Source organism: Pseudomonas sp. UBA7500 (assembly GCF_002478435.1).
GTDB lineage: Bacteria > Pseudomonadota > Gammaproteobacteria > Pseudomonadales > Pseudomonadaceae > Aquipseudomonas > Aquipseudomonas palmensis.
The window spans coordinates 19,642-43,771 of the sequence record NZ_DLNW01000056.1; the positions used below are offsets into that span (position 1 = coordinate 19,642).

The window sequence follows — 24,130 nt, forward strand, 5'->3', positions numbered from 1 at the left end:
TGCGTGGGGTCGCCCGGCCTGAGCTACACGAACGCATCGGCATGAAAATGCGCGGGCTCCAGCCCCCGCTGCTCGACGAAATCGCGTCGCGCCGAGTCGACCACGATCGGCGCACCGCAGGCATAGACCTCGAAGTCCTTGAGGCTATGGAAGTCCTGCAGCACCTGGCGGTGCACGAAGCCGGTGGCACCCTGCCAGTCGCAGGCCGGGCCCGGCTCGGACAGCACCGGGGTGTAGCGCAGCCACGGCAACTGCGCCTCCCAGGCCAGCAGCTGTTCATGCCGGTAGAGGTCCTCACGGCGCCGCCCGCCCCAGTACAGGTACACCGGGCGGCGGTTGTCGCCGCGCTCGCGCAGTTGCTCGAGCAGCGCCTGCACCGGGGCAAAGCCGGTGCCGCTGGCCAGCAATACTATCGGCCGTTGGCTGTCGCGCAGGTAGAACGAACCGAACGGCCCCTCCATGCGCAGGATCGCCCTGGGCTGCAACGCATTGAACACATGCCCGCTGAACACCCCGCCCGGCATGTGCCGGATGTGCAGCTCAAGCTGGTTGTCGCGCGCCGCTGCGGTGGCCATCGAGTAGCTGCGCCGGCTGCCGTCCTTGAGCAGCACCTGCACGTACTGCCCCGGCAGGTAGGCGAATGCGGCGCCCGGCGCGAGCATCAGGCGCAGCACCGCCACGTCGTGGCTGACCTTGTCGAGGCTGGCCACGCGCACGCCCATCTGCTGGATGCCGATGCCGCGCAGCTCGGTGACTTCCGGCGCGTCGATGACCAGGTCGGAACGTGCCCTGGCGCAGCAGAACAGCGCCAGGCCCTGGGCCCGCTCGGCTTCGCTGAGCACTGCCAGCGGGCTGTCGGCGTGGTCCACCTCGCCGCTGAGCACCTGGCCCTTGCAACTGCCACAGGTGCCGGTGCGGCAGCTGTGCTTGAGCATCAGGCCATCGGCCAGGGCAGCGTCGAGCACGCTCTGCCCGGCGTTGACCGGGCAGCTCAGGCCGACCGGCTGGATCTGCAGGGTGAAGCTCATGTGCGTACCCTCCGTCACTGCGCGCGTCCGGCGGCGGCCAGCAGGTCCAGCGCCACGTCGACGATCATGTCCTCCTGGCCGCCGACCATGCGCCGCTTGCCCAGCTCGACCAGGATGTCGACGGTTTTCAGGCCATAGCGCGCCGCGGCGATTTCGGCGTGGCGCAGGAAGCTGGAGTAGACCCCGGCATAGCCCAGCGCCAGCGATTCGCGGTCGACCCGCACAGGGCGGTCCTGCAACGGGCGCACGATGTCGTCGGCTGCATCCATCAGCGTGTAGAGGTCGGTGCCGTGGTTCCAGCCCAGGCGCTCGGCGGCGGCGATGAACACTTCCAGGGGCGCGTTGCCGGCGCCCGCGCCCATGCCGGCCAGGCTCGCATCGATGCGATCGCACCCCTCCTCCACCGCGGTGATCGAGTTGGCGACCCCGAGGCTGAGGTTGTGGTGGGCATGCATGCCGGTTTCGGTCTCGGGCTTGAGCACGGCCTTGAACGCGCGAAAGCGATCACGCACGTCCTGCATGTTCATCGCCCCACCGGAGTCGGCCATGTACACGCAGGTGGCGCCGTAGCTTTCCATCAGCTTGGCCTGGGCGGCCAGCTGCTCGGCCGGGATCATGTGGCTCATCATCAGAAAGCCCACGGTGTCCATGCCCAGCGCGCGCGCATATTCGATGTGCTGGCGGGCCACGTCGGCCTCGGTGCAGTGGGTGGCCACGCGCACCACGCGGGCGCCGGCGTCATACGCGGCCTTGAGGTCATGCACCGTGCCGATACCGGGCAGCAGCAGGGTGGTGATCCTGGCGTGACTGATCACGTCGGCCACGGCCTCGATCCACTCCAGGTCGGTGTGGGCGGCAAACCCGTAGTTGAAGCTGGAGCCCTGCAGGCCATCGCCGTGGGCCACTTCGATGGAATCGACCCTGGCCTTGTCCAGCGCACGGGCGATGTCCTGCACGTTCTGCAGCGAGTACTGGTGGCGCACCGCGTGGCTGCCGTCGCGCAGGGTCACGTCGCTGATGTAGAGCTTCTTGGCGGGATTGAACGTCATGCGGGCATCCTCAGTTGTGCGCCATGGCCTGGGCCATGCGCTCGGCGGTCGCCATCGCGGCGGACGTCATGATGTCGAGATTGCCGGCGTAGGCCGGCAGGTAGTGGGCGGCGCCTTCGACTTCGAGAAACACCGAGGTCTTGAGCCCGCTGAAGCGGCCCAGGCCCGGGATCAGCAGCGGCGCCTGGGGCTCGATCACCTCGAACTGCACCTGCTGCTTGAGCCGGTAGCCGGGCACGTAGGCCTGCACCGCCTGGGCCATCTCGTGGATGGAAGCTTGCACGCGGGCCTGCTCGCAGGCTTCGGAGAGCACGAACACGGTATCGCGCATGATCAGCGGCGGCTCGGCCGGGTTCATCACGATGATCGCCTTGCCCCTGGCTGCACCGCCGATGGCTTCGATGGCCTTGGAGGTGGTTTCGGTGAACTCGTCGATGTTGGCGCGGGTGCCGGGGCCGGCGGACTTGCTGGCAATCGAGGCGACGATTTCGGCGTAGTGCACCTTGGCCACCCGCGACACCGCAGCCACCATCGGGATGGTCGCCTGGCCGCCGCAGGTGACCATGTTGACGTTCAACTGCGCCAGGTTCTGCTCCAGGTTCACCACCGGCACGCAGTACGGGCCGATGGCTGCCGGGGTCAGGTCGATCAGGCGGATGCCGGGCTTGCGTGCGCGCAGGTAGGCGTCGTTGCGTACATGGGCGCCGGCCGAGGTGGCATCGAACACGAAGTCGATATCGGCGAACTCGGGCATGCGCGCCAGGCCCTCGACCCCTTCGTGGGTGGTGGCCACGCCCAGGCGGCGGGCGCGTTCCAGGCCGTCGGAGGCCGGGTCGATGCCGACCATCACGGCCATTTTCAGGTGCTTGCCGTGGCGCAGCAGCTTGATCATCAGGTCGGTGCCGATATTGCCGGAGCCGATGATGGCGACATTGAATTTTGCAGGGTTCATACGGCTTCTCCGTAGACTTCGGCGAGGAGGATGACGCTCGGGTCGAGGCTGTCGGCGTACAGGCGCTGCACGGCCTCGGCGCGCAGGCTCAAGGCGGTGCGCTGGTTGATGTAGCCCTTGTCGGTGATCTCGCCGTCGTTGAGGCTGGGCGGCGAATCGAGGATCACCAGGCGCACGGCATGCTGGGACGAGGCCGGGTATTCCCGGGCCAGTGCCTGCAGGCCCGCGCACAGCGCCAGGCGCACCTCGGGCTGCAGCGCCAGCTGTGCACCGCTCATGTGCTGGCCCTCGTCGCCGAGCAGGTCGCGCAGGGCCTGGGACGGGTAGACCAGCGCGCCGATCATGTCGCGGTCATGCCCGCCGATCACGCAGTCGCTGGCATACGGCGCCAGCGCGCTGACCAGGCGTGGGCGCAGCGTGCCCACCGACACCCAGGTGCCGCTGCTGAGCTTGAAGTCCTCGGTCACACGGCCGTCGAACTGCACGCCCAGCTCGGGGCGCGCCGGGTCGACCAGGCGCCCGGCGTCGCCGATACGGTAGAAGCCCTCTTCATCGAACGCCGCCAGGGTGCTGGCCGGGTCGCCCAGGTAGCGCGGGAACACCGAGGGGCCGCGCACGCGCATCTCCAGCTTGTCGCCGGCCGGCACGAACTTGAGCTCGGTGCCCGGTACCGGCAGGCCGATGATGCCGGCCTTGTCGGCGGCAAAATGCACGCTGGTGACCACCGGCGAGGTTTCGGTGGAGCCCCATTCGGTGGCAAAGAACAGCGGCGTGTCGCGCACCTTCCCGGCACACGCCACCAGCCGGCTCCAGCTGCTTTGCGGCAGGGCGGCAGCGGCATAGAACAGCATGCGCAGGCGCCCGAACAGGGCCTGGGCCAGCGCCGGGTCGCGCTCCAGGTGCGGCAGCAGCATCTCGTAGCCGCGCGGCACGTTGAAGAACAGCGTGGGCCTGACCGAGCGGATGTTCTCCAGCGTGCGGTCGATCTGCCCCGGCACCGGCAGGCCGTCGTCGATGTACAGGGTGCCGCCGTTGCGCAGCACCAGGTTGAAGTTGTGGTTGGCGCCGAACACGTGGCTCCAGGGCAGCCAGTCGAGCACGATCAGTTCGCCCTGCTCCAGAAAGCGCCAGCACTGGGCAATCGCCTGCTGGTTGGCGCAGAGCATGCCGTGGGTGTTGACCACGGCCTTGGGCGCACCGGTGGAGCCGGAGGTCATCAGGTAGCGCGCCGGGGTGTCGCCATCCAGGCGCGCGAAGGCGGCCATCACCGCCGCGGTCTCGGCCTTGTACAGGTGCGGCAGGGCCAGCGCACCGGGGATTTCCTGGGCGTTGCGCGCCGCCACCACCGGGCAGTCCGGGTCGACCAGGGCGATGGCGCGGCCATAGGCATCGCCGTCGTTGACGAAGATCAGCCCTGGCTTGAGCACCTCGACAATCGCCTTGAGCTTGGCGCAGCCGCTGCCGGTATTGCGCGAGTAGGCCACCGAGATGGTCGACACCGGGATGCCCACGTGCATCGCCGCCAGGGTCAGCAGCGCCTGGTCCAGGTCGTTTTCCGAAAGCATCAGCAGCGGCCGGCCGGCTGCGATGTCCAGTTCCAGCAGGCCCTGGGCCAGGGCGCCGACGCGCTGGCGCACCTGCTCGTAGGTCAGGCTGAACCAGCCCGCGCCGCGCCGTTCGGCCAGGTAGGCACGCTGCGGCGCCTGCTCGGCCCAGTGTTCCAGCCACTGGCCGATGCAGCGCGCATAGGGTTGCAGCGGCTCGGGCGAGCTGAGCACGAAGCTGCCGTCGGCACGCGGTTCGTACAGCACCTGGGCGGGGGCCAGCTGGGTGGGGTCGTTGAAGAAGTCGTACATTGCACGCCCTCGTGAGCGCGGCAGGCCGTCGGCCCGCTGCTCACTGGTTTTATTGTTGTAGGTACCGGCGGTCGGTCAGGCCGCCGGGTTCAAGCCGGCACGGCTCAGGTGAAGCGACAGCTCACTTCGCCCAGGCGGGTCAGGCGCAGGCGCAGGCTGTCGCCCGCCACCACCGGCACCATCGGCCCCAGCGCGCCGGACAGCAGCACGTCACCGGCCTGCAGCGGGCGCCCGGCCAGGGCCATGGTGCGCGCCAGCCACAGGCAGGCATCCAGCGGGTTGCCCATACACGCGGCGCCCACGCCGATGGCGGCCTGGGCACCGTTCTTCTCCAGCAGCATGCCTTCCAGAGCCAGGTCCAGGCCGTGCAGCCTGACCGGGGTCTTGCCCAGCACGTAGAGGCCCGAGGAGGCGTTGTCGGCCACGGTGTCGACCAGGGTGATCTTCCAGTCCTCGATGGCCGAGTCGACGATCTCCAGCGCCGGCAGCACATGGTCGACCGCGCGCAGCAGCTCGCCCAGGGTGGTGTTGGGGTCGGGCAGGTCGCGCCCCAGCACGAACGCGATCTCGCCCTCGGCCTTGGGCTGGATCAGCCGCGTGCTGTCGATGGCCTGGCCATCGTGGCATTCCATGTCGGCGAACAGCATGCCGAAGTCGGGCTGGTCGACGCCCAGTTGCTGCTGCACCGCCAGCGAGGTGAGGCCGACCTTGCGCCCGCTCAGGCGCCGGCCGGCGGCCAGCGCGGCCTGGGTGGCGAGTTCCTGCACGGCGTAGGCGTCGTGCAGCGACTGGATGTCGAAACGCTCGGAAATGCGCCCGCACGGGGTGCGGGTCGAGCGGGCCTGGGCCAGCGCTGCGGCGGCGGCCTGAAGGTTGGGGTGGGTCATGGGGTTGCTCCTGAACGGGTCCGGTTGGCTTACAACGCGCGCGCGCGACTCTGGCGATAGCCCTGGTGCAGTTCGTCGACCAGCTCGGCCACGCTGCAGGTGCGGGTGATCTGGCCCACGCCCTGCCCCGCCGACCACACGTGCTTCCACGCCTTGTTGGCGGTGGCGATGTCGCCGGAGAAGTCGATGCTGGGGCGGGTTTCGCTGCGCGGGTCGATGCCGGCCTTGTCCAGCGACGGCTGCATCCAGTTGGCCAGCACACCGCTGACCGCCTTGGTGGTGGTCACCTGGTCCAGCGAGCACTCCACCAGCATGTCGCGGTAGGCGTCCTCGACCAGGCTTTCGTGGGTGGCGATCAGGCGCGTGCCCACCAGCGAGAAGTCGCAGCCCAGCACCTGCGCGGCATGGATGTCGCGCCCGTTGGAGATCGCCCCGGCCAGGCCCAGCGGGCCGTCCCAGAACTCGCGCACTTCGGCGACGAAGGCGAACGGGTTGTAGTTGCCTGTATGCCCGCCGGCGCCGTTGCACACCAGCACCAGGCCATCGACGCCGGCGGCCACGGCCTTGCGTGCCAGGGCCGGGCTGATCACGTCGGCGATCACCACCCCGCCATAGGCGTGCACGGTGTCGAGCACGCGCTTGGGGCTGCCCAGGGCGGTGGAGACGATCGGCGGCTGGTAACGGCGCACCAGTTCAAGCTCGGCCTCGAAGCGGTCGTAGGTGCTGTGCACGATCATGTTGAGCATCCACGGCGCCCACTGTTCGCCACGCTGCTGCGCGGCGTCACGCTCGCCGACGATCTGTTCCAGCCATTGCTGCAGTTGCTCGACGGTGCGCGCATTGGGCGCCGGCAGGCTGCCGACGATGCCGGCCTGGCAGCTGGCGGCGAGCAGGCGCGGGCCCGACACCAGGAACATCGGCGCGGCCAGCACCGGCAGGTCGAGCCCGGCGAACAGGTTCAGGAGTTGCTGTTGCGGTGCACTCAGGCTTGTTGTTGTCATCACGCATCTCTCTTGTTCTGGTTATCAAGGCTCAGGCCTTGCGCGACCGCGTGGGGCCGGCGCTGCGAATCTCCCAGCCGCCATCGCTGTGGATGATGTTGGCGGTGGTCAACCCGGCATTCTCGCGCGAGGCCAGCAGCACGTAGTGCCCGGTGTGGTCCTCGGGCTCGGCAATCCGTTGCAGGGGCACAGCCTGCGCGGCACCGGCCTCGAACCCGGGGATCTGGTTGAGCGGTACGCTGCGGCTGTTCAGGCCATCCAGGCTTTTCATCGACGTGTTGGTCGCCCCCGGCGCCACGCCGTTGACCCGGATGTCCGGCGCCAGCTCGTAGGCCAGCTGGCGGATCATGCCCACCAGCGCATGCTTGGCGGTGACGTACAGAATGCCACCACCGCCGGCATAAAAGGCACTGTTGGACAAGGTAAAGATCATGCTGCCACGGGTTTGGCGCAGCGCCTCGATCGACGCCTGCGCGCCGAGCAGGTAGCCCTGCACGTTGGTGGCGAAGAGTTTCTGGAACGCACCCTCGAAATCCGGCGGGGCGATGCGGTCCAGGCGGGTGAAATAGTCGAACACCGCGGCGTTGCCGACGAAGGTGTCGAGCCTGCCGAACGCCTCCAGGGTGGCGGCCACGGCGCGCTGGTTATCCTGATAGCGCGCCACGTCGCCCTGCACGGTGATCACCGCATCGCCCAGCTCGGCAGCCAGCGCCGCCAGTTGCGCCGCGTCGCGGCCCATTACCGCGACCCTGGCGCCTTCGGCCACGTAGCGGCGCACGATGGCGCTGCCGATGCCGCCGGTACCGCCGGTGACCAGTGCCACCTGCCCTTTCAACCAAGCCATGTGCAGGCCCTCATAGGAACGTGTTGATGTTCTTGCACAGCAACATCGCGTTGGGGATCAGAATCTTGCGCTTGAGCAGCTTGAGGCCCTCGGCCTCCAGGCGCAGCACGTCCTCGCGCCGCCCGGCCAGCTGGGCGTGTTCGTCCAGGCCGCGGCTGCGCACGTTGACGAAGCACGAGTACGCCAGGTACTCGCCCGGCTCGGCGCCGGCGTACACCTCGATGTTGCTGACCAGGTGCACGTTGCGCGTGGGCGGGTTCTCGGCCCAGGCCGAGGGCTGCTTGAAGCGCGCCACGCGGCGCCTGAGCTCGCGCATGCCGTCATCGAAGAAGGCCATGTGCTCCAGGCGGTAGGGCCCGGACTTGTCTTCGCGGCGACGGTTCTCGATGCCGGGCATCCAGTAGTGGATGGCTTCGCTCAGGCTCAGCAGCCATTGGTCCCAGCACTCGTTGTCGAGCAGGCGCGCCTCGCGCAGCAGAAACTGTTCGACCCGGCGGGCCTCGTCGATGGACACCGGGGTGTCCTGCAGTTGGTGTGTCATCTCGCCCCCTCAGCGCAGCGTGCCGTTGCGGTCTGGTACGTCGGCCCAGGTCGGTGCCTGCAGCAGGTCTTTCCAGCGCTGGTAGAATGCCCGCGCGTTGCATTCGTTGAGCTGGCCCTTGAACACGTTGCCCGGCAGCTCGCTGTCGTCCAGGCGGGTGTGCATGCCCAGGCCCACGTACAGGTCCTGGTAGCGCGTGACCACGCCCCGGCTGGTCTTGGTGCAGTACTCCCAGTTCTCGCCGTCGTCCATCTCGAACACGCCGGTGGGCGAGAAGGTCATCATCGCGCCACGGCGCCATTTGTCCTTGATGTCCTGCGGGGCGTTCTTGTTGACGATGACCCAGGTGAACAGCTCGATCTTGTGCGGGCCACGCGGCTGCCAGATGCGCACGGTGTTCTGCCCCGGCAGGAACGAGAAGTTGGGGAACACGGTGAACGAGGAGATTGCGCCGATCAGCTTCGAGCGGAACTCGCCCAGGCGCTCGGCGACCTTGGGGCGCAGCACGTGCAGGTACTTGTTGATGTCCTTTTCGCCCAGGGTGGCGGCGTTGCCGACCACGTCGGTGGCGAACTCGTAGCCGTGGCCGTTCCAGTTCACCGAGTAGGATTCGGGCAGTTCGCCGACATTGGCCACCGGGCCACCGAGCATGGCCTTGGCCGCCGAGTCGTGGGTCCAGCCGCCGTGCAGGATGTCGCCGACGAAGTTCTCGGCGGCGATCTTCCAGTTGCACTCGATGGTGGAGCGGATGCAGCCGCCCAGGAACTCGCTGCCGCCCTCGTCCATGTCGAGCATCACGTCCATGTACCAGGTCATCGGCCCGAGGTACTCCTCCAGGGTCGGCGCATCACTGGCAAAGGTGGCGAACACCAGGCCCTTGTAGCTGGCCACGCGGGCTTCGCGCAGGCCATGCCTGGACTTGTCGAACTGGCTTTCTTCGTAGCACTTGGATTCGTGCATGCCCATCAGGCGCCCGCCATCGGCGCCGAACGACCAGCCGTGGTAGTTGCAGATGAAGCCGCGGGCGTTGCCGGCCTCGGCAAAGCACACCTTATTGCCGCGGTGCGGGCAGGCATTGAGGAACACCTTGATCGAGGCGTCCTTCTGGCGTACCACCAGCACTTCGTCTTCACCCATCGAGGTGGTCAGGTAGTCGCCGGACCTGGGCAGCTGGGATTCGTGGGCGACGAACAGCCAGCAGCGCGCGAAGATCTTCTCCAGCTCCTGCTCGTAGATCGCCTCGTCCCAGAACACCTTGCCCGACAGGCGCCCCTCCTGCATGTCGCAGAGGCGGTCGAGGTTGCCCAGGGCGGGCGTGCTTTCGAGGGTTCTGAGCGGTATGTGCTTGTTGTTATCCATGGTTCAGACTCACAGGTATGCGGTTGGACGGCGCCCGGTCAGACCGGGCTGTCGGCGTCGGCCAGCGCCTCGTCGGCTTCCAGGGCCGTGTCGGCATACACCTCGCGGTCGGTGACGATGACCTTGTAGGTGCGCAGGTGCCGTTCGCAGGGGAAGGTCACGGCCTTGCCGCTGGGGATATGGAATTGGCCCCAGTGCACCGGGCAGGTGATCAGGTCGTCTTCCATGTCGCCTTCGGCCAGCGAGGCGGTGGCGTGGGTGCACATGTCGGTGGTGGCGTAGAAGGTGCCGCCCAGGTTGTAGACGCACAGGGCATCGCCATCGCCGTTGGCGACCTTCTTCAGTTCGCCCGGCGCCAGCTCGTCACGCTGGCAAAGCAGTACGCGGCTCATGCCGGCTCCTCGTTGTTGAGTTGCACAAAGCCCAGGCCGGTGACCCAGGCGGGCACGGCTTCATAGGCGATCACTTCACCGCGCGGACGCTCCAGGGCGGCCATGGCGCAGGCGAAGTTGCGGATTTCCATCGCGCCGTTGCCGGCCCGACGCAGGATGTCTTCGTCGCGGTAGGCACACAGTGCCTGCAGGTCGCCGTTTATCGCGTGGGCAAGGATTTCGCGGTCGAAGTCCTCGGCCACCTGGCCCATCTCGACGGTGCCTACCCAGTGGCTGATGCCGCCGCTGCCGATGATCACCACGCGCTCGTCGGCGTCGAACGCCTCGACTGCCGCGCGCAGTTGCCGGCCCAGGTCGGCCGAGCGCTCCAGCGAGATGTACGGGTCGACGCCGCACGCCAGGTACACCGGGATGCTCGGCAGCTCACGGCCCAGCAGGGCCTCGGCCGGCTTGACCACCAGCTGGTGCGGGATCGAGAACGAATGGTCGACGGTGAAGCTGCGCGCCACGGTCCAGTCCACGCCCTGCCCTTCACCGTGATGGACGATGTGCTCGGCCAGCGCCTGGTGGTTGCGCACCACGCCCCGGTCCAGGCCCGGCAGGCGGTCGATGGGGCCGTCCACGTCGCCGGTGCCGATCACGTAGCGCGGCAGGCAATGGGGGCCGAACAGGATGTAGTGATCACAGCCGACGATGATCACCGCCGTGGGCTGCAAGGCGGCCAGGCGCTCGGCGCATTGGGCATAGGCGCCCCATACGGCATCGCGTTGTGCGGCCGGTGGCGCTTCGGGCGCCACGAACATCACCGGGTCATGCGGCATCCAGAAGCCGCCCACTATCTTGCCCATCGGTTCACCCCTTGAGCGCGGCGGAAAACCCCGCGCCTTGTTCATCGGTACAGCCCAGGCGCTGCTTGTAGACGCGCATGCTGCGTTGCGGCGAAAGCTCCTGCCAGAAGCCCATGGTCAGCATCGGGTTGACCCCGGCCGCCTGCAGGCCGGCCACGTCGAAGTCGAGGATCATCTGCGCCTCGTCGGGGGCCAGGGCAAAGCGCTGCACGAAGCCTGCGGCGTCTTCACGAAAGCGCTGCTTGGCCGCGCGCTCCACGCACAGCTGCCACAGCACCCGCTCCATCACGTTTCTGCTCATGCCGGACTACTCGCCGAGAAAGTCGCGAACCAGCGCGGCAAAGCGCCGTGGCTGCTCGCTCTGGACCCAGTGACCGCAGCGCCCGAACAGGTGCAGGTCGGCGTCGGCAATGCTGTTGGCGATCAGCAGCCCGCACTCCGGCGGCACCACACGGTCTTCACGACCGTGTACCACCAGCGTCGGCGCCACGATCTTGGCCAGCGCGGCGGCGGGGAAGCCCTTGACCATCGTCTGGCCTTCGGCGGCGGGCTGCGGGATCAGCTTGCGCAAGGCGGCCTGGGCACCGGGCCGGGCACTGGCCTCGTAGCGGGCCTGCACCATGGCGTCGGTGATCAGCGCCTTGTCGTAGGGGAACAGCTCCATCAGCTGACGCATGTTGGCCAGCGACGGCTCGTACTCCCAGGCACCGCGCAGGCCGGGGGTCTGCACGAACTCGCCGGCCGGGGTGCCGAGCAGCACCAGCTTGTTGACGCGCTCGGGGGCGAACACCGCCAGGCCGATGGCCAGGGCGCCGCCGAACGAGTTGCCGATGAAGGAGGCCTTCTGGATATCCAGGGCATCCATGATGCCGATCAGGTGGCTGACCCACAGCTTGATGTCGTACCGGGCGTCATCCTTGAACTCGGTGAAACCGAAGCCGGCGATGTCCGGCACGATCACCCGCCAGCGGTCGGCGAACACCGGCACGCTGGCGGCCCAGTTGGCCCAACCCGAAACACCCGGGCCCGAGCCGTGCAGCAGGAACAGCGGCTCGCCCTGGCCGGCCTCGTGGTAGTGGGTGTGGTGCCCTGCTGCGAGCAGAGTCTTTGCAGTTGCGCTCATGTCGGCCTCCGGTTTTTATTCTTAACATACAGTTGTGTATCTGCATGCTATTTACCGTTTTGACCTGAGTCAATGAAAAAACATGACTATTTTCAAATAATGAGCAGCCTCACCTACACCTATGTACTGTCATGTATGGCAGGATGCGGACACCCGGCACTGGCCTTGTGGCCAATGCCGGCAATAGCTTCGCCGTTGCGGCGGGCGTTAGAATGACGGTTTGCTGCCAAGGCCAAGCGTCGAACCCTGCGCTGCCCTGGCGCTTATCCAGCTTGTTGGACAAGGCCCTACACAATGTCATCACGCACCAACCTCACGCGGGAAGATTGGATTCATGCGGCACAGGAAGTGCTTGTCACCAGCGGCGTCGACGCCGTGCGCGTCGACACCCTGGCCAAGGAACTGAAGATCACCCGTGGCAGTTTCTACTACCACTTCAAAAGCCGCGGCGAACTGCTCGAAGGCATCCTGGGCAACTGGCGCGCACGCGCCACCGAGGATGTGATCCTCAACCTGCGCACGGCCCACAGCTCGCCGCTGCAGCAGTTGCAGCGCCTGCTGGAGCTGCCTTCCCACGGCCAGACCGCCAAGGACGCCGCCTCGATCGAACTGGGCATCCGCGGCTGGGCGCGGCGCGACAAGCAGGCACGCCAGGCCATCGACGAGGTGGACAGCCATCGCCTGAACTACATCGAGGGGCTGCTGATTCAGGCCGGCGTGCCCAGCGACGAAGCCCAGGACCGCGCCTACCTGATCTACGCCTACCAGATCAGCCTGTCGCTGCTGCACAGCGAAGACACCCCGCAACAACGCCTGGCGCGCAGCCAGCGCATGGCCGGCATCCTCCTCCCCGCGTGCAGCCACGCCCCGGCCTGAGCGCCTGTGCCGACCCGCTCGGCACATTGCAAATACACAAATGTATCTTTGTATATCCAGTACCCGCCATCCAGCGGGTATTGGCACGCTCGTCTTGAAAAATATTTATTCAATAAATTCAAATAGATAATCGAATAAATCGGCGAATGCAGGCGCGCCGCTGCGGCGCCTGTTGACAAGCCGCCCACCTTCCCGCGTAGTCTATACATACACATGCACATGTGTATTTGAACGCCTTGCATGTTGCCCTGCCCCGGGCAGGGGCGCACCACAATAAGAATAGAAAACGAGTACTTCACTATGCACGCGCCTGCACGCTCTCGCCGGGTCCCGCCCTGCGCGCCCGACCCGTCACGCCCCCGGTACGGCACCGCCGCACCGACGCCGACCGCCCTCTGCGGCCGGCACCCCACCTCCCCCTTGCCCACTGCTCGCTGAGGCCTGCCCATGGATTTCTCGATACTGGCGTTTCTTGCCCAGGACGGCCTGACCACGGGCGCGATCTACGCACTGGTGGCGCTGGCCCTGGTGCTGGTGTTCTCGGTGACGCGCACCATCCTGGTGTGCCAGGGCGACTTCGTCACCTACAGCGCCCTGACCCTGGCCACCCTGCAGCTGGGCCTGATGCCCGGCACCGTGTGGCTGCTGCTGGGCTGCTCGCTGGCCGCCTGCGCACTGGACTGCACCGACGCCGCACGGCGCCGTCAATGGCGCCGGCTGCCGGGCCTGCTGGCGCGCTACCTGAGCCTGCCGCTGCTGTTGTGGGCGGTGCTGGGCAACCTCGACCTGGCGAGCCTACCGGCGCTGCTGCAGATTCTGCTGACCCTGGCCCTGGTCACGCCGCTGGGGCCGTTGCTGTACCGCCTGGTGTACCAGCGGGTGGCCGAGACCTCGGTGCTGTTGCTGTTGATCGTGTCGGTGGCGGTGCATATCGCGCTGGTGGGCGTGAGCCTGCTGATGTTCGGCGCCGAGGGCGTGCGCACCGAGGCCCTGGCCGAGTCGGTGTTCATGCTCGGCGAGCTGCCGGTGGGCCTGCAGAGCCTGCTGGTGATCGGCAGCGCGCTGCTGCTGATCGGCCTGCTGTATGCCTTCTTCGGCCACAGCCTGTACGGCAAGGCGCTGCGTGCCACTGCGCTCAACCGTACCGGTGCACAGCTGGTGGGCATCCCCACCCAGTTGGCCGGCAAGGCCGCGTTCGGCCTGGCCGCGCTGATCGGCGCGATCTCCGGGGTACTGATCGGCCCGCTGACCACGCTGTATTACGACTCGGGCTTTCTGATCAGCCTCAAGGGCTTTGTGGCGGCGATCTTCGGCGGCCTGGCCAGTTACCCGATAGCCGCGGCCAGTGCGTTTTTCGTCGGCGTGCTGGAGAGCTTCGCCAACTTCGGCGCCTCGGCCTACAAGGAGGTCATCGTGTTCACCGTGGTGATCCCGGTGCTGCTGTGGCTGTCGCTGAAAAACCCGCATCTGGAGGAGCAACACTGATGGCCCTGCGACTGATCCCCCTGTTGGCCCTGCTGCTGGTGGCGGGCCTGGCGCCGCTGGTGCTGCCCGCGTTTCACGTGACCCTGCTCAACTACATCGGCCTGTACAGCCTGGTGGCCCTGGGCCTGGTGCTGCTGACCGGCATCGGCGGCATGACCTCGTTCGGCCAGGCCGCATTCGTGGGCATTGGCGCCTACGCCAGCGCGGTGCTCACCACCCAGTACGGCCTGTCGCCGTGGCTGGGCCTGCTGGCGGGGCTGGCGATCACCCTGGTGGTGGCCACCAGCCTGGGCCTGCTGACCCTGCGCCTGGCCGGGCACTACCTGCCCATCGGCACCCTGGCCTGGGGCCTGGCGCTGTTCTACCTGTTCGGCAACCTGCCGGGCCTGGGCGGCTTCGGCGGCCTGCAGAACCTGCCGAACATCGAGCTGCTGGGCTGGCAGATCAGCGGCTCGGCCGATTTCGCCGTGCTGATCGGGTTGTTGCTGGCGGCCAGCCTGTGGCTGCTCGACAACCTGCTGCACAGCCGCCAGGGCCGTGCCATCCGCACCCTCAAGGAATCGGCCGGGATGGCCGAGGCGATGGGCATCGATACCGCACGCAGCCGCCTGCAGGTGTTCATCATCGCCGCCCTGCTCGCGGCCCTGTCGGGCTGGCTGTACGCGCACCTGCAGCGGGTGGTCAACCCCACGCCGTTCTCGGTGGTTATGGGCATCGAGTACCTGTTCATGATCGTGCTGGGCGGCGTCGCCAGCCTGTGGGGCGCGCTGCTGGGCGCAGCGTTGCTGACCCTGATCAAGCAGGTGCTGCAGGACGTGCTGCCGCAGCTGTTCGGGCATGCCGACAACGTCGAGATGATCTTCTTCGGCGTGCTGGTGATCCTGGTGCTGCAGTACGCCCGCGGCGGCCTGCTGCCGGTGTTGCGCAGCGTGCTGCCGGCCAGCCGCCCGCGCACCCTGGCGCTGGATGACGCGCCGGCCCTGCCCCGGCGCAGCATGCCGGCGGCCGGCAAGCCGCTGATGGTGGCCCAGGGGCTGCTCAAGCAGTTCGGCGGGCTGGTGGCCAACAAGAACATGGGCCTGTCGGTGAATGCCGCCGAGGTCACCGCGCTGATCGGCCCCAACGGCGCCGGCAAGTCGACCCTGTTCAACCTGCTGTCGGGGGTGCTGACGCCCAATGCCGGGCAGATCACCTTCAACGGCCAGCGCATCGAAGGCCTGTCGCCGCGCGCCATTGCCCACCTAGGCGTGAGCCGCACCTTCCAGCACGTGCGCCTGCTGGGCGAGATGAGCGTGCTGGAGAACGTCGCCCTCGGCGCCCATGCCCGGGGCAAGGCCGGGCTGCTGCGCTCGATGCTGCACCTGGAACGCAAGGAAGAAGCCGCCCTGCTCGCCGAGGCCACGCGCCAGATCCAGCGGGTGGGCCTGGGCGAATACCTGCACACCCCGGCCGGCAGCCTGCCGCTGGGCCAGCAGCGCATCGTCGAGATCGCCCGCGCGCTGTGCAGCGACCCGTTGCTGTTGCTGCTCGACGAACCCGCCGCCGGCCTGCGCCATGGCGAGAAACAGGCGCTGGCGCAACTGCTCGAGCAGTTGCGTGGCGAGGGCCTGGGCGTGCTGCTGGTGGAGCACGACATGGAGTTCGTGATGGGCCTGGCCGACCACATCGTGGTGATGGAATTCGGCCAGCCCCTGGCCAGCGGCACCCCGCTGCAGATCCAGCAGAACCCTGCGGTGCTGGCCGCCTACCTCGGAGGTGTCGAATGAGTCGCCTGCTGGATGTGCGCAACCTGTCGATCAACCACGGCAAGGTCGAGGCGGTACGCAACCTCGACCTGCACCTGGAGGAAGGCCAGATCGTCAGCCTGATCGGCCCCAATGGCGCCGGCAAGACCACCCTGATGGCGGCGCTGATCGGCCTGCTGCCCTGCCAGGGCCAGGTGACCTACGCCGGCCAGGCGTTGCTGGGCCACCACGACGTGGCCCAGCGCATCGACCAGGGCATGGTGCTGGTGCCCGAGAGCCGCGAGCTGTTCGGCCTGATGAGCGTGGAGGACAACCTGAGCCTGGGCGCCTTCAGCCGCCACCGGCGCGGTTTTCGCGACCATCAGCAGACCCTCGACGAGGTGTTCGGGCTGTTCCCGCGCCTGCTCGAACGGCGCCAGCAGGCCGCCTGCACGCTCTCGGGCGGCGAGCGCCAGATGCTCGCCATCGGCCGCGCGCTGATGGCCAAACCGCGCCTGCTGATGCTCGACGAACCGAGCCTGGGCCTGGCGCCGCGGGTGATCGGCGAGATCTTCACCATCTTCGACACCCTGCGCCAGAGCGGCGTGTCGATCCTGCTGGTGGAGCAGAACGCCCGTGCTGCGCTGAAGATTTCCGACTACGGCTACGTGCTGGAGGTCGGCGAGATCGTGCTTGAAGGCGACGCCCAGGCGTTGGCCTGCAACCCCCGGGTGGTCGAAAGCTACCTGGGCCGCGCACCCGCGCCCACCGCCACCACGGAGGTGATCAGCGCTACCGGCACGTAGCGCCCCGCAGCACTTGCCACACCCATAAAAACAATATCAGGAGCTTGCATGAAACCGATTCTTCCCTTGCTGTTGCTGGCCACGCTGTCGACCGCTGCACAGGCCGACATGACCGTCGGCGTGATTCTCTCCACCACCGGCCCGGGGGCCTCGCTGGGCATCCCCGAGCGCAATACCGTGGCGCTGCTGCCCAGGGAGATTGCCGGGCAGGCCGTCAAATACGTGGTACTGGACGATGCCAGCGACAGTACCGCCGCGGCCAAGAACGCGCGCAAGCTGGTCAGCGAGCACAAGGTCGACCTGCTGATCGGCTCGACCACCGTGCCCACCTCGGCAGCAGTCGCGCAGATCGCCAAGGAGAGCCAGACCGCGCAGATCGCCCTGGCACCGTTCAGCCCCGCCAGCGGCGAGCAGAGCTGGATCTTCACCATCGCCCAGACCAACACCCTGATGGCCCAGGCGCTGATCGAGCACATGCAGCAGAACGGTGTGAAGACCCTCGCCTACATCGGCTACAACGATGTGTGGGGCGAAGACTGGCACAAGGTGCTCAGCGAAATGGCGCCGGCGGCAGGCATCACGCTGGTGCGCGACGAGCGCTTCAACCGCACCGACTCGTCGGTCAGCGGCCAGGCGCTGAAGGTGATGAGCAGCAAGCCCGACGCGGTGCTGATCGGCGCCACCGGCACCCCGGCGGCGCTGCCGCATACCGAGCTGCGCCGGCTGGGCTACAAGGGCACCGTGTACCACACCCACGGCGCGGCCAACAGCGCGTTCCTGCGCATCGGCGACAAGGCGCTCAACGGTGCGATACTGCCGGTGGGCCCGGTGGTGGTGTGGGACAAGCTGCCCGCCAGCCACCCCTCCAAGGCCATCGCCAGCCAGTACGCGCAGGACTACCAGGCCAAGTACGGCGACAACAGCCTGTCGCCGTTCGGCGCCTACCTGTACGACGCCATGCTGCTGGTGCAGGCGGCCACCCCGGCGGCGCTCAAGGGTGCCGAGCCCGGCACCGCGCAATTTCGCCAGCAACTGCGCGACCAGCTGGAGCAGACCCGCGACGTGGTCGGCACCCATGGCGTGTACAACCTCAGCGCCACCGACCATTTCGGCCATGACCAGCGCGCGCGTGCACTGGTGAGCGTGCAGGACCAGCAATGGGTCCTGCTGCATGCCCCTGAATAAACCCCCACAACAATAATAAAAAAGGCAGATCCATGAGCACTCTGAAACGGGTCAACACCACCCTCGCCCTCGGCACCCTGTGCGGGCTCAGCCCGGCACTGCTGGCCCAGGGTTTCATCGAAGACAGCAAGGCCACCCTGACCGCGCGCAACTACTACTTCGACCGTGATTACAAGGGCGAATCGGCGCAGTCGGCGACGCGCGAATGGGCCCAGGGCTTCATCCTGCGCTTCACTTCCGGCTACACCCCGGGCACTGTCGGCTTCGGCCTGGATGCCCAGGCCATGCTGGGCCTGAAACTGGACTCCAGCCCCGCGCGCACCGGCACCGGGCTGTTGCCGTTCGACCCCAGGGACCGCGACCCGCGCGACGATTATTCGGAGCTGGGCCTGACCGGCAAGGTCAAGGTCTCCAGGACCGAACTGCAGGCCGGCACCCTGGCACCGTTTTCGCCGATCCTGTTCGCCAGCCCCACGCGCCTGCTGCCGCAGACCTTTCGCGGGGTGCAGTTCAAGTCCCAGGACATTGACAACCTGACCCTCAGCGGCGGGCGCCTGGACCGCATGAACCAGCGCGATTCCACCAACTACCAGAAGATCACCGTCGCCGCGCCCAACCGGCGCTTCAATGGTGCAGCCGAGTCGGACAGCTTCACCTATGGCGGCGGCGACTATCAGTGGTCCGAGCAGCTGGTGCTCAAGTACTACCATGCGCAGCTGGAGGACATCTATCGCCAGGACTACGTCGGCTTCGTCGACAACCGTGCGGTGGCGAACGGGCGCCTGAAGACCGATGTGCGTTACCACATCAGCGGCGAGGACGGCCCGGCCAGGGCCGGCAAGGTCGACAACCGTACCTTCGGCGTGATGAGCACCTACAGCCTGGGCGCACACAGCCTGGGGCTGGGCTACATGCAATTGAGCGGCGATACGGCGATGCCGTACATCGCCGGGTCCGAGCCGATGGTGGTGAGCGAGGGCGCATTGAGCAGCGAGTTCCTCAACCCCAAGGAGCGTACCTGGCAGGTGCGCTATGACTACGACTTCGTCGCCCTGGGCGTACCGGGGCTCAAGGGCATGCTGCGTTACCTGGACGGCAGCCGCATCGAATTGCCGAATGCGCTGGGCGGCAGCGGGCGCAGCGAGAGCGAGAAGGACATCGAGTTGTCGTACGTGGTGCAGAGCGGCACGTTCAAGAACGTTGCATTGCGGTTGCGCCATGCGTGGTACCGCAATGACTTTGCCTCGACTGCGGCGTTCAGGGATGACAACGAGCTGCGGGTGAACGTGGATTACACCGTGGCGCTTTGGTAACGCGCTGGCATCGTGTGTAGATGAACAAACGCCCCGGCTTGCCGGGGCGTTTTGCATTCCAGGGTGGCCATGACAGTCCGATTGTCTTGCAGTGCCTGGTCAGGCCTCTCGCGGGTCAAGCCCGCTCCCACAGGGTCTTGCGGTGCGTCCAAAATGCTGGCGTGGCGGGTGAGATCCTGTGGGAGCGGGCTTGACCCGCGAAGGGGCCCTCACAATTTACCCCGTAACCACCTGCCCCACCTGCTCCTCCAGCTGCTGCGCCAACGCCCTCAGCTCATCACACGACTGGCGCGTCTGCTCGATGGTGCGCGCGCTCACCGTCGAGGCGTCGTGGATGCGCGTGACGCTGCGGTTGATACCGTCTGCCGTGGCCGCCTGCTGCTCCGCCGCACTGGCAATCTGCAAGGTCATCTGGCTCACCGTGGACGCCGACGCATCGATCAACGCCAGCGCCTGCCCCGCCCGCGCCGAGGCCGCCACCGGCTGCTGCGCCGACTCGACGTTGGCGCCGATCTGCGCCGCCGCCTGGCTGGCACCGGCCTGCACGCGGTTGATGATCTGCTGGATCTCCAGCGTCGACTGCTGCGTACGCCGCGCCAACGTGCGCACCTCGTCCGCCACCACCGCAAAGCCACGCCCATGCTCACCCGCGCGCGCCGCCTCGATGGCAGCATTCAACGCCAGCAGGTTGGTCTGCTCGGCAATCGCGGTGATCACGTCCAGTACGCGCCCGACACTGCCCGAGTCGGTGGCCAGTTGGTCCACCACGCTGCGGCTGTGCTCCAGCGCCTCGGCCAGCGCACCAATCGCCTCACCGGCATCGCGCACCGTGGCGCTGCCGGCCGTGGCCTGTTGCTCGGCATCGCGGGTGGCGCTGGCGGCGACGCTGGCGTTGTGCGCCACGTCCTGCACGGTGCTGACCATCTCGCTCATGGCCGTGACCACGCTGTCGGTCTCCAGTTGCTGGGCCTGCATGCTGCGTTGCGCCGCCTCGGTGATCTGCCCCAGGCTGTCGCTGGTGCTGGAGATGCGCTGGCTGGCCTTGGCCATGCTGCGGGTGACGCGGTGCGCAGCCTCCACCAGGCGGTTGAAGCTGTGCGCCACCTGGGTCAGCTCGTCGAAGCCGTCGGTGGGCAGGCGCAAGGTCAGGTCGGTGTGGCCATCGGTGGCGCGGGCCAGCGCCTGCACGGTGTGGTTGAGCGGCCGGGTGATGCTGCGAATCAGCAGCCAGGCGCACAGCGCCATGCCGAGCAACGCCACCAGCACCAGCAACGCCGGCATGCGCAGCACCGTGTTCACTTCATGGCGCACGTCCTGCGGGTGGATGCCGCTGGCCAGCACCCAGCCCCAGGGCTTGAACAGCACCACCTCGGACACCTTGAATTCCGGCGCCTGCCCGGCTGCCCGCGGGAACCAGTACTCGACCGTGCCGCGCCCCTGGGCCACGGCCCGGTCGATCATTTCGCGGGCGAACGGCTTGCCGTTGACGTCCTTGAAATCGGCCTGCGACTTGCCCACCAGGGCGGGTGCCTTGGGGTGCATGAGCATGCGGTGCTGCAGGTCGAGGATCAGCAGGTAGTTGTCGCCCAGGTAGCGAATGCGGCTGACCATTTCTGCCGCCTGGCGCTGCGCCTCGGCGCGGCTCAGGTGGCCTTCCTCGGCCTGCTTCTCATAATGCGCCAGCAGGGTGGATGCGGTGTCCAGCGCAGTGCCGACACCGGCCATCTTCTCCTGCAGCAGGCTGCGTTGCAGGGTCAGCCCCAGCCAGCCACTGAGCAACACGACAAACAGGGTGATACCGATCACCAGCACGGTGATGCGGGTGCTGATACGCAGATGTCTCAACCCGATCATAGGGGGCAATACCTCATTTTATTGTTATGCACGAAGGCGCAAGGCGCACCGCGCACAAACATACACTATTGTATTTTAAAATGAAGATTGACCCGCTTCTAATATGTCATTTACCTCTTACAAAAAGATTCAGACATGTATTCGTTCAGTAGGCGAATGCAGCCCGGTGCTTGCGCACGAAATCCACCCAGCGCACCGGCTCGCGGCCGGTGATGGCCTGGAAGTTGTCGAACACCTGGTCGACCCCGGGGATGGTGCCGGCGGCCATGCGCGTGAAGTTGTCGTGCACGCAGCTCATGTAGGCCATCTCGGCGCCGGCGGCGCGCATGTTTTCGAGAAACACGTCGGGTGATTGCGCGTCATAGCGAAACGGCTGGCCGAGTACCTCGCTCATCACCTGTGCCACCTCGTCGTAGGACTTCACGTCGTAGCCCAGGCGGTAGGTCTGCCCGGCATGGCGCTGCGGGTGCAGCAGGGCCTGCGCCGCCACCCGCGCCACGTCTTCGCCGTCGACCCAGCTGAACCGCGTGTGGCCGGTGTACTGTTCGATCACGCCGTTGCGCACGGCCTGGGTGCCGTCGTAGCTGAGCAGGTTCTGCATGAAGCACTCCGGGCGCAGGTGGGTGAAGCTGAAGCCGCACCATTGCACATAGCGCTCCACGAACTGGTGCCAGGCCCAGTGGCCGATGGTGGCGTCGTCGTCGCCACAGGCCCCCAGGTGCACCACGTGCTGCACCCCGGCGTGGCGTGCGCGGTCGAGAAAGGCCTTGCTCTGGCGCAGCATGTCGACGCTGTAGCCGGTCACCAGCAGCACCCGGTCGACGCCCTGCAGGGCCGGCGCCAGGGTGTGCTCGTGGTCGAAGTCCATGATCACCGTGCGGATGCCACGGGCCTGGAAGGGCTGCGCCTTGGCCGGCGAACGCACAGCGGCCACCAGTTCGATGGTGTCGTCGCCTTGCAGAAAGCGCAGGGTGTCGCCGCCGATCTGGCCGGTGGCGCCGGTGATGAGGACGGTGGGCTTGGTGTCGTGCATGGTCGCAACCTGTTGTGCAGTAGTGGTTGAATCAGGCTACTCGGGAACAAACGGCGTATTGGCGATATGTTTTACCGGGTAAAGTGACTGCAATTCATCAATGGGGTGGGCACATGTATTCTTCGGAACGCCTCAAGGGCATCGACGTGTTCGTCTGCGTGGCCGACCTGGGCAGCTTCAAGGCCGCGGCCGAGCGCCTTAACCTGACCGGCTCGGCAGTCAGCAAGAGCGTCGCGCGGCTCGAGGCGCGGCTGCACACGCGCCTGTTGGCACGCACAACACGGCGCGTGGCGCTGACCGAAGCCGGGGCGGCGTTCTATCGCACCTGCACCGGCGTGCTGGCCGAGCTGGAAGAGGCGGAGCTGGCGCTGAGCACCCAAGACGCCGAGCCACGCGGCCGGGTACGCATCGACCTGCCGGCGGCCTTCGGGCGCCTGCACGGGCTGCCGGCGATTCTGGCCTGCGTGCGCGAGCATGCGCTGCTGATGCCGCACGTGACCTTCTCCGACCGCTTCGTGGACCCGGTCGAGGCCGGCATCGACCTGTTCGTGCGCATCGGCGGGCCGCAAAGCTGGCCGGCGGCGGTGGGGCACCATTACCTGGGCTCGCAGCGCGTGGTGTTCTGCGCCGCCCCCGCGTACCTGGAGCGTCATGGCGAGCCCGGCAACGAACTCGAACTGGAACGCCACAGCTGCATCGTGTACGGGCTCAATGACGGCATGGTCGGCCCGTGGCACTTCCCTACCGCCCGCCCCGGGCATACCGAGCGTCGGATCATGCCGGCACGCATGGCGGTGGGCGATGCCGAGGACCAGGTGGCCGCAGTGCTGGCCGGGCATGGCATCGCACAGCTGCCGACCTGGCTGATTCGCCGTCAGCTGGAAGACGGCAGCCTGGTACAGGTGCTGGCGCCGCTGGCCACCGACGGCCTGCCGATTCACCTGGCGTGGCTCAAGAGCCGGCAGGCGCAGCCCAAGGTCGCGACGCTGCTGACGCACCTGCGCCAGTGCCTGTCGGGGGACGGTTTCGAGCCGCCGTCGCCGTCATCGTGTGGCAACGCGTCGCGCTCCCGGGCGAACGTTTCCAGATAATTCGTATACCATATCCCTAAATCCCCTCGAATGATTGCCACCGTGAACCTACCCAAACTCAACGCGCCGGACCTGGGCAACACGCCCTCCACGTCCGAGATCATCACCCGGCACCTGCGCGATGCCATCGTGGCCGGGCACTTCGACGAAGACGAGCCGATTCGCCAGGACGACATCGCGCGCCAGTTCAACGTCAGCAAGATCCCGGTGCGCGAGGCGCTCAAGCGGCTTGAGGCCGAGGGGCTGGTGATGTTCCAGCGCAACCGTGGGGCGATGGTCACGCGCTTGTCGGATTTCGAGTTGGCGCAGATGTTCGAGGTGCGCATGTTGCTGGAGGACAAGGTGTTGCGCCTGGCCATCCCGAACATGACCGAGGCCACGTTCGAACAGGCCGAGCGCATCTGCCAGGAGTTCATTGGCGAGAACGACGTGGGGCGCTGGGCGCAGTTGAACTGGGAGTTGCATGCGTGCCTGTACGAGCCGGCGCAGCGACCGTTTCTGGTGAGCATGATCCGTTCGGTGAACGACAAGCTGGAGCGGTACCTGCGCATGCAGATGAGCCTGTCGGCGGGCAAGGAGCGTGCCGACCACGAACACCGCGAGATCCTCGATGCATGCCGGGCGGGTGATGTGGAGCGCGCGGTGGGCTTGCTGGATGAGCATATTGCGGGGGTGTGCGAGACCTTGCTGGAGCACTTGCCGATGGCCAAGCCCCACCCCAGTCTGGAGCCGGGCCAACAAGGCTGATCTCTCAAAACCCCCAGGCCATGGCGCGTTGCAACAGTTCGGACATGTCATGGCCCTATGCCGATTTCGTCATCCACACCGCGCAATTCCATCAAGACGCCACCCCCCACCAACCGCCACCCTTGCGTCCATACCC

23 protein-coding genes and 1 pseudogene are annotated in these 24,130 nt (G+C 67.1%); 8 read left to right on the top strand and 16 right to left on the bottom strand.

All coding sequences use genetic code 11. From position 1 onward, the window contains the following. Positions 1-23: 23 nt before the first annotated feature. From B4I46_RS24860 to B4I46_RS24920, 13 genes are all read right to left on the bottom strand, one after another. Positions 24-1,028: a CDP-6-deoxy-delta-3,4-glucoseen reductase gene (locus B4I46_RS24860; RefSeq protein WP_043859794.1), complete on the bottom strand. Its 1,005-nt coding sequence runs from the start codon at positions 1,026-1,028 to the stop codon at positions 24-26. A gap of 14 nt (positions 1,029-1,042) precedes the next feature. Next, positions 1,043-2,077, bottom strand: coding sequence for a 4-hydroxy-2-oxovalerate aldolase (gene dmpG / locus B4I46_RS24865; RefSeq protein WP_043859793.1), 1,035 nt, complete (start codon positions 2,075-2,077; stop codon positions 1,043-1,045). 10 nt (positions 2,078-2,087) lie between these two features. Continuing rightward, positions 2,088-3,029, bottom strand: a complete 942-nt coding sequence (locus tag B4I46_RS24870; protein ID WP_043859792.1) for an acetaldehyde dehydrogenase (acetylating) — start codon at positions 3,027-3,029, stop codon at positions 2,088-2,090. Further along, the gene (locus B4I46_RS24875) at positions 3,026-4,885 is read right to left on the bottom strand and encodes a feruloyl-CoA synthase (RefSeq protein WP_286902278.1); all 1,860 of its coding nucleotides are present in this window, start codon (positions 4,883-4,885) and stop codon (positions 3,026-3,028) included. The genes B4I46_RS24870 and B4I46_RS24875 overlap by 4 nt, the downstream gene beginning before the upstream one ends. A gap of 104 nt (positions 4,886-4,989) precedes the next feature. Continuing rightward, positions 4,990-5,772 carry a 2-keto-4-pentenoate hydratase gene (locus B4I46_RS24880; protein WP_286902280.1) on the bottom strand — a complete coding sequence of 261 codons (783 nt, stop codon included), beginning with the start codon at positions 5,770-5,772 and terminating at the stop codon, positions 4,990-4,992. Positions 5,773-5,801: 29 nt separating this feature from the next. Further along, complete coding sequence (locus B4I46_RS24885) at positions 5,802-6,773, bottom strand: NAD(P)H-dependent flavin oxidoreductase (protein ID WP_043861080.1); 972 nt, start codon at positions 6,771-6,773, stop codon at positions 5,802-5,804. Between the two features lie 31 nt (positions 6,774-6,804). Continuing rightward, positions 6,805-7,617, bottom strand: a complete 813-nt coding sequence (gene hcaB, locus B4I46_RS24890) for a 3-(cis-5,6-dihydroxycyclohexa-1,3-dien-1-yl)propanoate dehydrogenase (protein WP_286902282.1) — start codon at positions 7,615-7,617, stop codon at positions 6,805-6,807. 10 nt (positions 7,618-7,627) lie between these two features. Then, positions 7,628-8,158 (bottom strand): 3-phenylpropionate/cinnamic acid dioxygenase subunit beta, encoded by a 531-nt coding sequence (locus tag B4I46_RS24895; RefSeq protein ID WP_078480810.1) that lies wholly within the window; start codon positions 8,156-8,158, stop codon positions 7,628-7,630. Positions 8,159-8,167: 9 nt separating this feature from the next. Beyond that, positions 8,168-9,517, bottom strand: coding sequence for an SRPBCC family protein (locus B4I46_RS24900; protein WP_043861077.1), 1,350 nt, complete (start codon positions 9,515-9,517; stop codon positions 8,168-8,170). Between the two features lie 38 nt (positions 9,518-9,555). Beyond that, complete coding sequence (locus tag B4I46_RS24905; protein WP_043861076.1) at positions 9,556-9,909, bottom strand: non-heme iron oxygenase ferredoxin subunit; 354 nt, start codon at positions 9,907-9,909, stop codon at positions 9,556-9,558. Then, a complete protein-coding gene (locus B4I46_RS24910) occupies positions 9,906-10,757 on the bottom strand; it encodes a protocatechuate 3,4-dioxygenase (RefSeq protein ID WP_043861075.1) in 852 nt (283 codons plus the stop codon). Before B4I46_RS24910 ends, B4I46_RS24905 begins: the two co-directional genes overlap by 4 nt. Before the next feature lie 4 nt (positions 10,758-10,761). Next, positions 10,762-11,058: an extradiol ring-cleavage dioxygenase gene (locus B4I46_RS24915; RefSeq protein ID WP_043861074.1), complete on the bottom strand. Its 297-nt coding sequence runs from the start codon at positions 11,056-11,058 to the stop codon at positions 10,762-10,764. Between the two features lie 6 nt (positions 11,059-11,064). Continuing rightward, positions 11,065-11,880 (bottom strand): alpha/beta fold hydrolase, encoded by an 816-nt coding sequence (locus B4I46_RS24920; RefSeq protein ID WP_054916107.1) that lies wholly within the window; start codon positions 11,878-11,880, stop codon positions 11,065-11,067. A gap of 294 nt (positions 11,881-12,174) precedes the next feature. Between B4I46_RS24920 and B4I46_RS24925 the strand changes: the two genes are divergently transcribed. From B4I46_RS24925 to B4I46_RS24950, 6 genes are all read left to right on the top strand, one after another. Continuing rightward, entirely contained in the window at positions 12,175-12,756 is a 582-nt protein-coding gene (locus B4I46_RS24925) for a TetR/AcrR family transcriptional regulator (RefSeq protein ID WP_043861072.1), read from the top strand. Between the two features lie 447 nt (positions 12,757-13,203). After that, positions 13,204-14,241, top strand: a complete 1,038-nt coding sequence (locus tag B4I46_RS24930) for a branched-chain amino acid ABC transporter permease (protein WP_043861071.1) — start codon at positions 13,204-13,206, stop codon at positions 14,239-14,241. Next, positions 14,241-16,007, top strand: a complete 1,767-nt coding sequence (locus B4I46_RS24935) for an ABC transporter permease subunit (protein WP_052504234.1) — start codon at positions 14,241-14,243, stop codon at positions 16,005-16,007. Before B4I46_RS24930 ends, B4I46_RS24935 begins: the two co-directional genes overlap by 1 nt. After that, a complete protein-coding gene (locus B4I46_RS24940) occupies positions 16,004-16,771 on the top strand; it encodes an ABC transporter ATP-binding protein (protein ID WP_274097268.1) in 768 nt (255 codons plus the stop codon). Before B4I46_RS24935 ends, B4I46_RS24940 begins: the two co-directional genes overlap by 4 nt. A 48-nt stretch (positions 16,772-16,819) precedes the next feature. Then, on the top strand, positions 16,820-17,956 hold the full coding sequence (locus B4I46_RS24945) for an ABC transporter substrate-binding protein (RefSeq protein ID WP_043861069.1): 1,137 nt from the start codon (positions 16,820-16,822) through the stop codon (positions 17,954-17,956). Positions 17,957-17,988: 32 nt separating this feature from the next. Further along, complete coding sequence (locus B4I46_RS24950) at positions 17,989-19,269, top strand: OprD family porin (protein WP_054916110.1); 1,281 nt, start codon at positions 17,989-17,991, stop codon at positions 19,267-19,269. Between the two features lie 216 nt (positions 19,270-19,485). Here the strand turns inward: B4I46_RS24950 and B4I46_RS25735 are convergent, their stop codons facing one another. The 3 genes and pseudogenes from B4I46_RS25735 to B4I46_RS24960 form a co-directional block, all read right to left on the bottom strand. After that, a complete protein-coding gene (locus B4I46_RS25735) occupies positions 19,486-20,319 on the bottom strand; it encodes a methyl-accepting chemotaxis protein (RefSeq protein WP_371920459.1) in 834 nt (277 codons plus the stop codon). A 30-nt stretch (positions 20,320-20,349) separates the two neighbouring features. Then, a pseudogene (locus tag B4I46_RS25740) lies at positions 20,350-21,123 on the bottom strand (cache domain-containing protein); the annotation flags it as partial. A 145-nt stretch (positions 21,124-21,268) separates the two neighbouring features. Next, positions 21,269-22,156 (bottom strand): SDR family oxidoreductase, encoded by an 888-nt coding sequence (locus B4I46_RS24960; RefSeq protein ID WP_210014002.1) that lies wholly within the window; start codon positions 22,154-22,156, stop codon positions 21,269-21,271. Positions 22,157-22,269: 113 nt separating this feature from the next. Here B4I46_RS24960 and B4I46_RS24965 point away from each other — a divergent pair, with 113 nt between their 5' ends. Continuing rightward, positions 22,270-23,247, top strand: coding sequence for a LysR family transcriptional regulator (locus tag B4I46_RS24965; protein WP_286902283.1), 978 nt, complete (start codon positions 22,270-22,272; stop codon positions 23,245-23,247). Positions 23,248-23,289: 42 nt separating this feature from the next. Then, positions 23,290-23,994, top strand: coding sequence for a GntR family transcriptional regulator (locus B4I46_RS24970; RefSeq protein WP_043861088.1), 705 nt, complete (start codon positions 23,290-23,292; stop codon positions 23,992-23,994). Positions 23,995-24,130: the final 136 nt, after the last annotated feature.

What these genes read in the sequence shown, in the direction of transcription:
- B4I46_RS24870 (WP_043859792.1), bottom strand. Translation starts at nt 3,029, where the DNA reads ATGAACCCTGCAAAATTCAATGTCGCCATCATCGGCTCCGGCAATATC.
- B4I46_RS24860 (WP_043859794.1), bottom strand. Translation starts at nt 1,028, where the DNA reads ATGAGCTTCACCCTGCAGATCCAGCCGGTCGGCCTGAGCTGCCCGGTC.
- B4I46_RS24945 (WP_043861069.1), top strand. Translation starts at nt 16,820, where the DNA reads ATGAAACCGATTCTTCCCTTGCTGTTGCTGGCCACGCTGTCGACCGCT.
- B4I46_RS24905 (WP_043861076.1), bottom strand. Translation starts at nt 9,909, where the DNA reads ATGAGCCGCGTACTGCTTTGCCAGCGTGACGAGCTGGCGCCGGGCGAA.
- B4I46_RS24875 (WP_286902278.1), bottom strand. Translation starts at nt 4,885, where the DNA reads ATGTACGACTTCTTCAACGACCCCACCCAGCTGGCCCCCGCCCAGGTG.
- B4I46_RS24960 (WP_210014002.1), bottom strand. Translation starts at nt 22,156, where the DNA reads ATGCACGACACCAAGCCCACCGTCCTCATCACCGGCGCCACCGGCCAG.
- B4I46_RS24895 (WP_078480810.1), bottom strand. Translation starts at nt 8,158, where the DNA reads ATGACACACCAACTGCAGGACACCCCGGTGTCCATCGACGAGGCCCGC.
- B4I46_RS24925 (WP_043861072.1), top strand. Translation starts at nt 12,175, where the DNA reads ATGTCATCACGCACCAACCTCACGCGGGAAGATTGGATTCATGCGGCA.
- dmpG (WP_043859793.1), bottom strand. Translation starts at nt 2,077, where the DNA reads ATGACGTTCAATCCCGCCAAGAAGCTCTACATCAGCGACGTGACCCTG.
- B4I46_RS24900 (WP_043861077.1), bottom strand. Translation starts at nt 9,517, where the DNA reads ATGGATAACAACAAGCACATACCGCTCAGAACCCTCGAAAGCACGCCC.
- B4I46_RS24915 (WP_043861074.1), bottom strand. Translation starts at nt 11,058, where the DNA reads ATGAGCAGAAACGTGATGGAGCGGGTGCTGTGGCAGCTGTGCGTGGAG.
- B4I46_RS24880 (WP_286902280.1), bottom strand. Translation starts at nt 5,772, where the DNA reads ATGACCCACCCCAACCTTCAGGCCGCCGCCGCAGCGCTGGCCCAGGCC.
- B4I46_RS24910 (WP_043861075.1), bottom strand. Translation starts at nt 10,757, where the DNA reads ATGGGCAAGATAGTGGGCGGCTTCTGGATGCCGCATGACCCGGTGATG.
- B4I46_RS24935 (WP_052504234.1), top strand. Translation starts at nt 14,241, where the DNA reads ATGGCCCTGCGACTGATCCCCCTGTTGGCCCTGCTGCTGGTGGCGGGC.
- B4I46_RS24965 (WP_286902283.1), top strand. Translation starts at nt 22,270, where the DNA reads ATGTATTCTTCGGAACGCCTCAAGGGCATCGACGTGTTCGTCTGCGTG.
- B4I46_RS24940 (WP_274097268.1), top strand. Translation starts at nt 16,004, where the DNA reads ATGAGTCGCCTGCTGGATGTGCGCAACCTGTCGATCAACCACGGCAAG.
- B4I46_RS24920 (WP_054916107.1), bottom strand. Translation starts at nt 11,880, where the DNA reads ATGAGCGCAACTGCAAAGACTCTGCTCGCAGCAGGGCACCACACCCAC.
- B4I46_RS24885 (WP_043861080.1), bottom strand. Translation starts at nt 6,773, where the DNA reads ATGACAACAACAAGCCTGAGTGCACCGCAACAGCAACTCCTGAACCTG.
- B4I46_RS24930 (WP_043861071.1), top strand. Translation starts at nt 13,204, where the DNA reads ATGGATTTCTCGATACTGGCGTTTCTTGCCCAGGACGGCCTGACCACG.
- B4I46_RS24950 (WP_054916110.1), top strand. Translation starts at nt 17,989, where the DNA reads ATGAGCACTCTGAAACGGGTCAACACCACCCTCGCCCTCGGCACCCTG.
- hcaB (WP_286902282.1), bottom strand. Translation starts at nt 7,617, where the DNA reads ATGGCTTGGTTGAAAGGGCAGGTGGCACTGGTCACCGGCGGTACCGGC.
- B4I46_RS25735 (WP_371920459.1), bottom strand. Translation starts at nt 20,319, where the DNA reads ATGGCCAAGGCCAGCCAGCGCATCTCCAGCACCAGCGACAGCCTGGGG.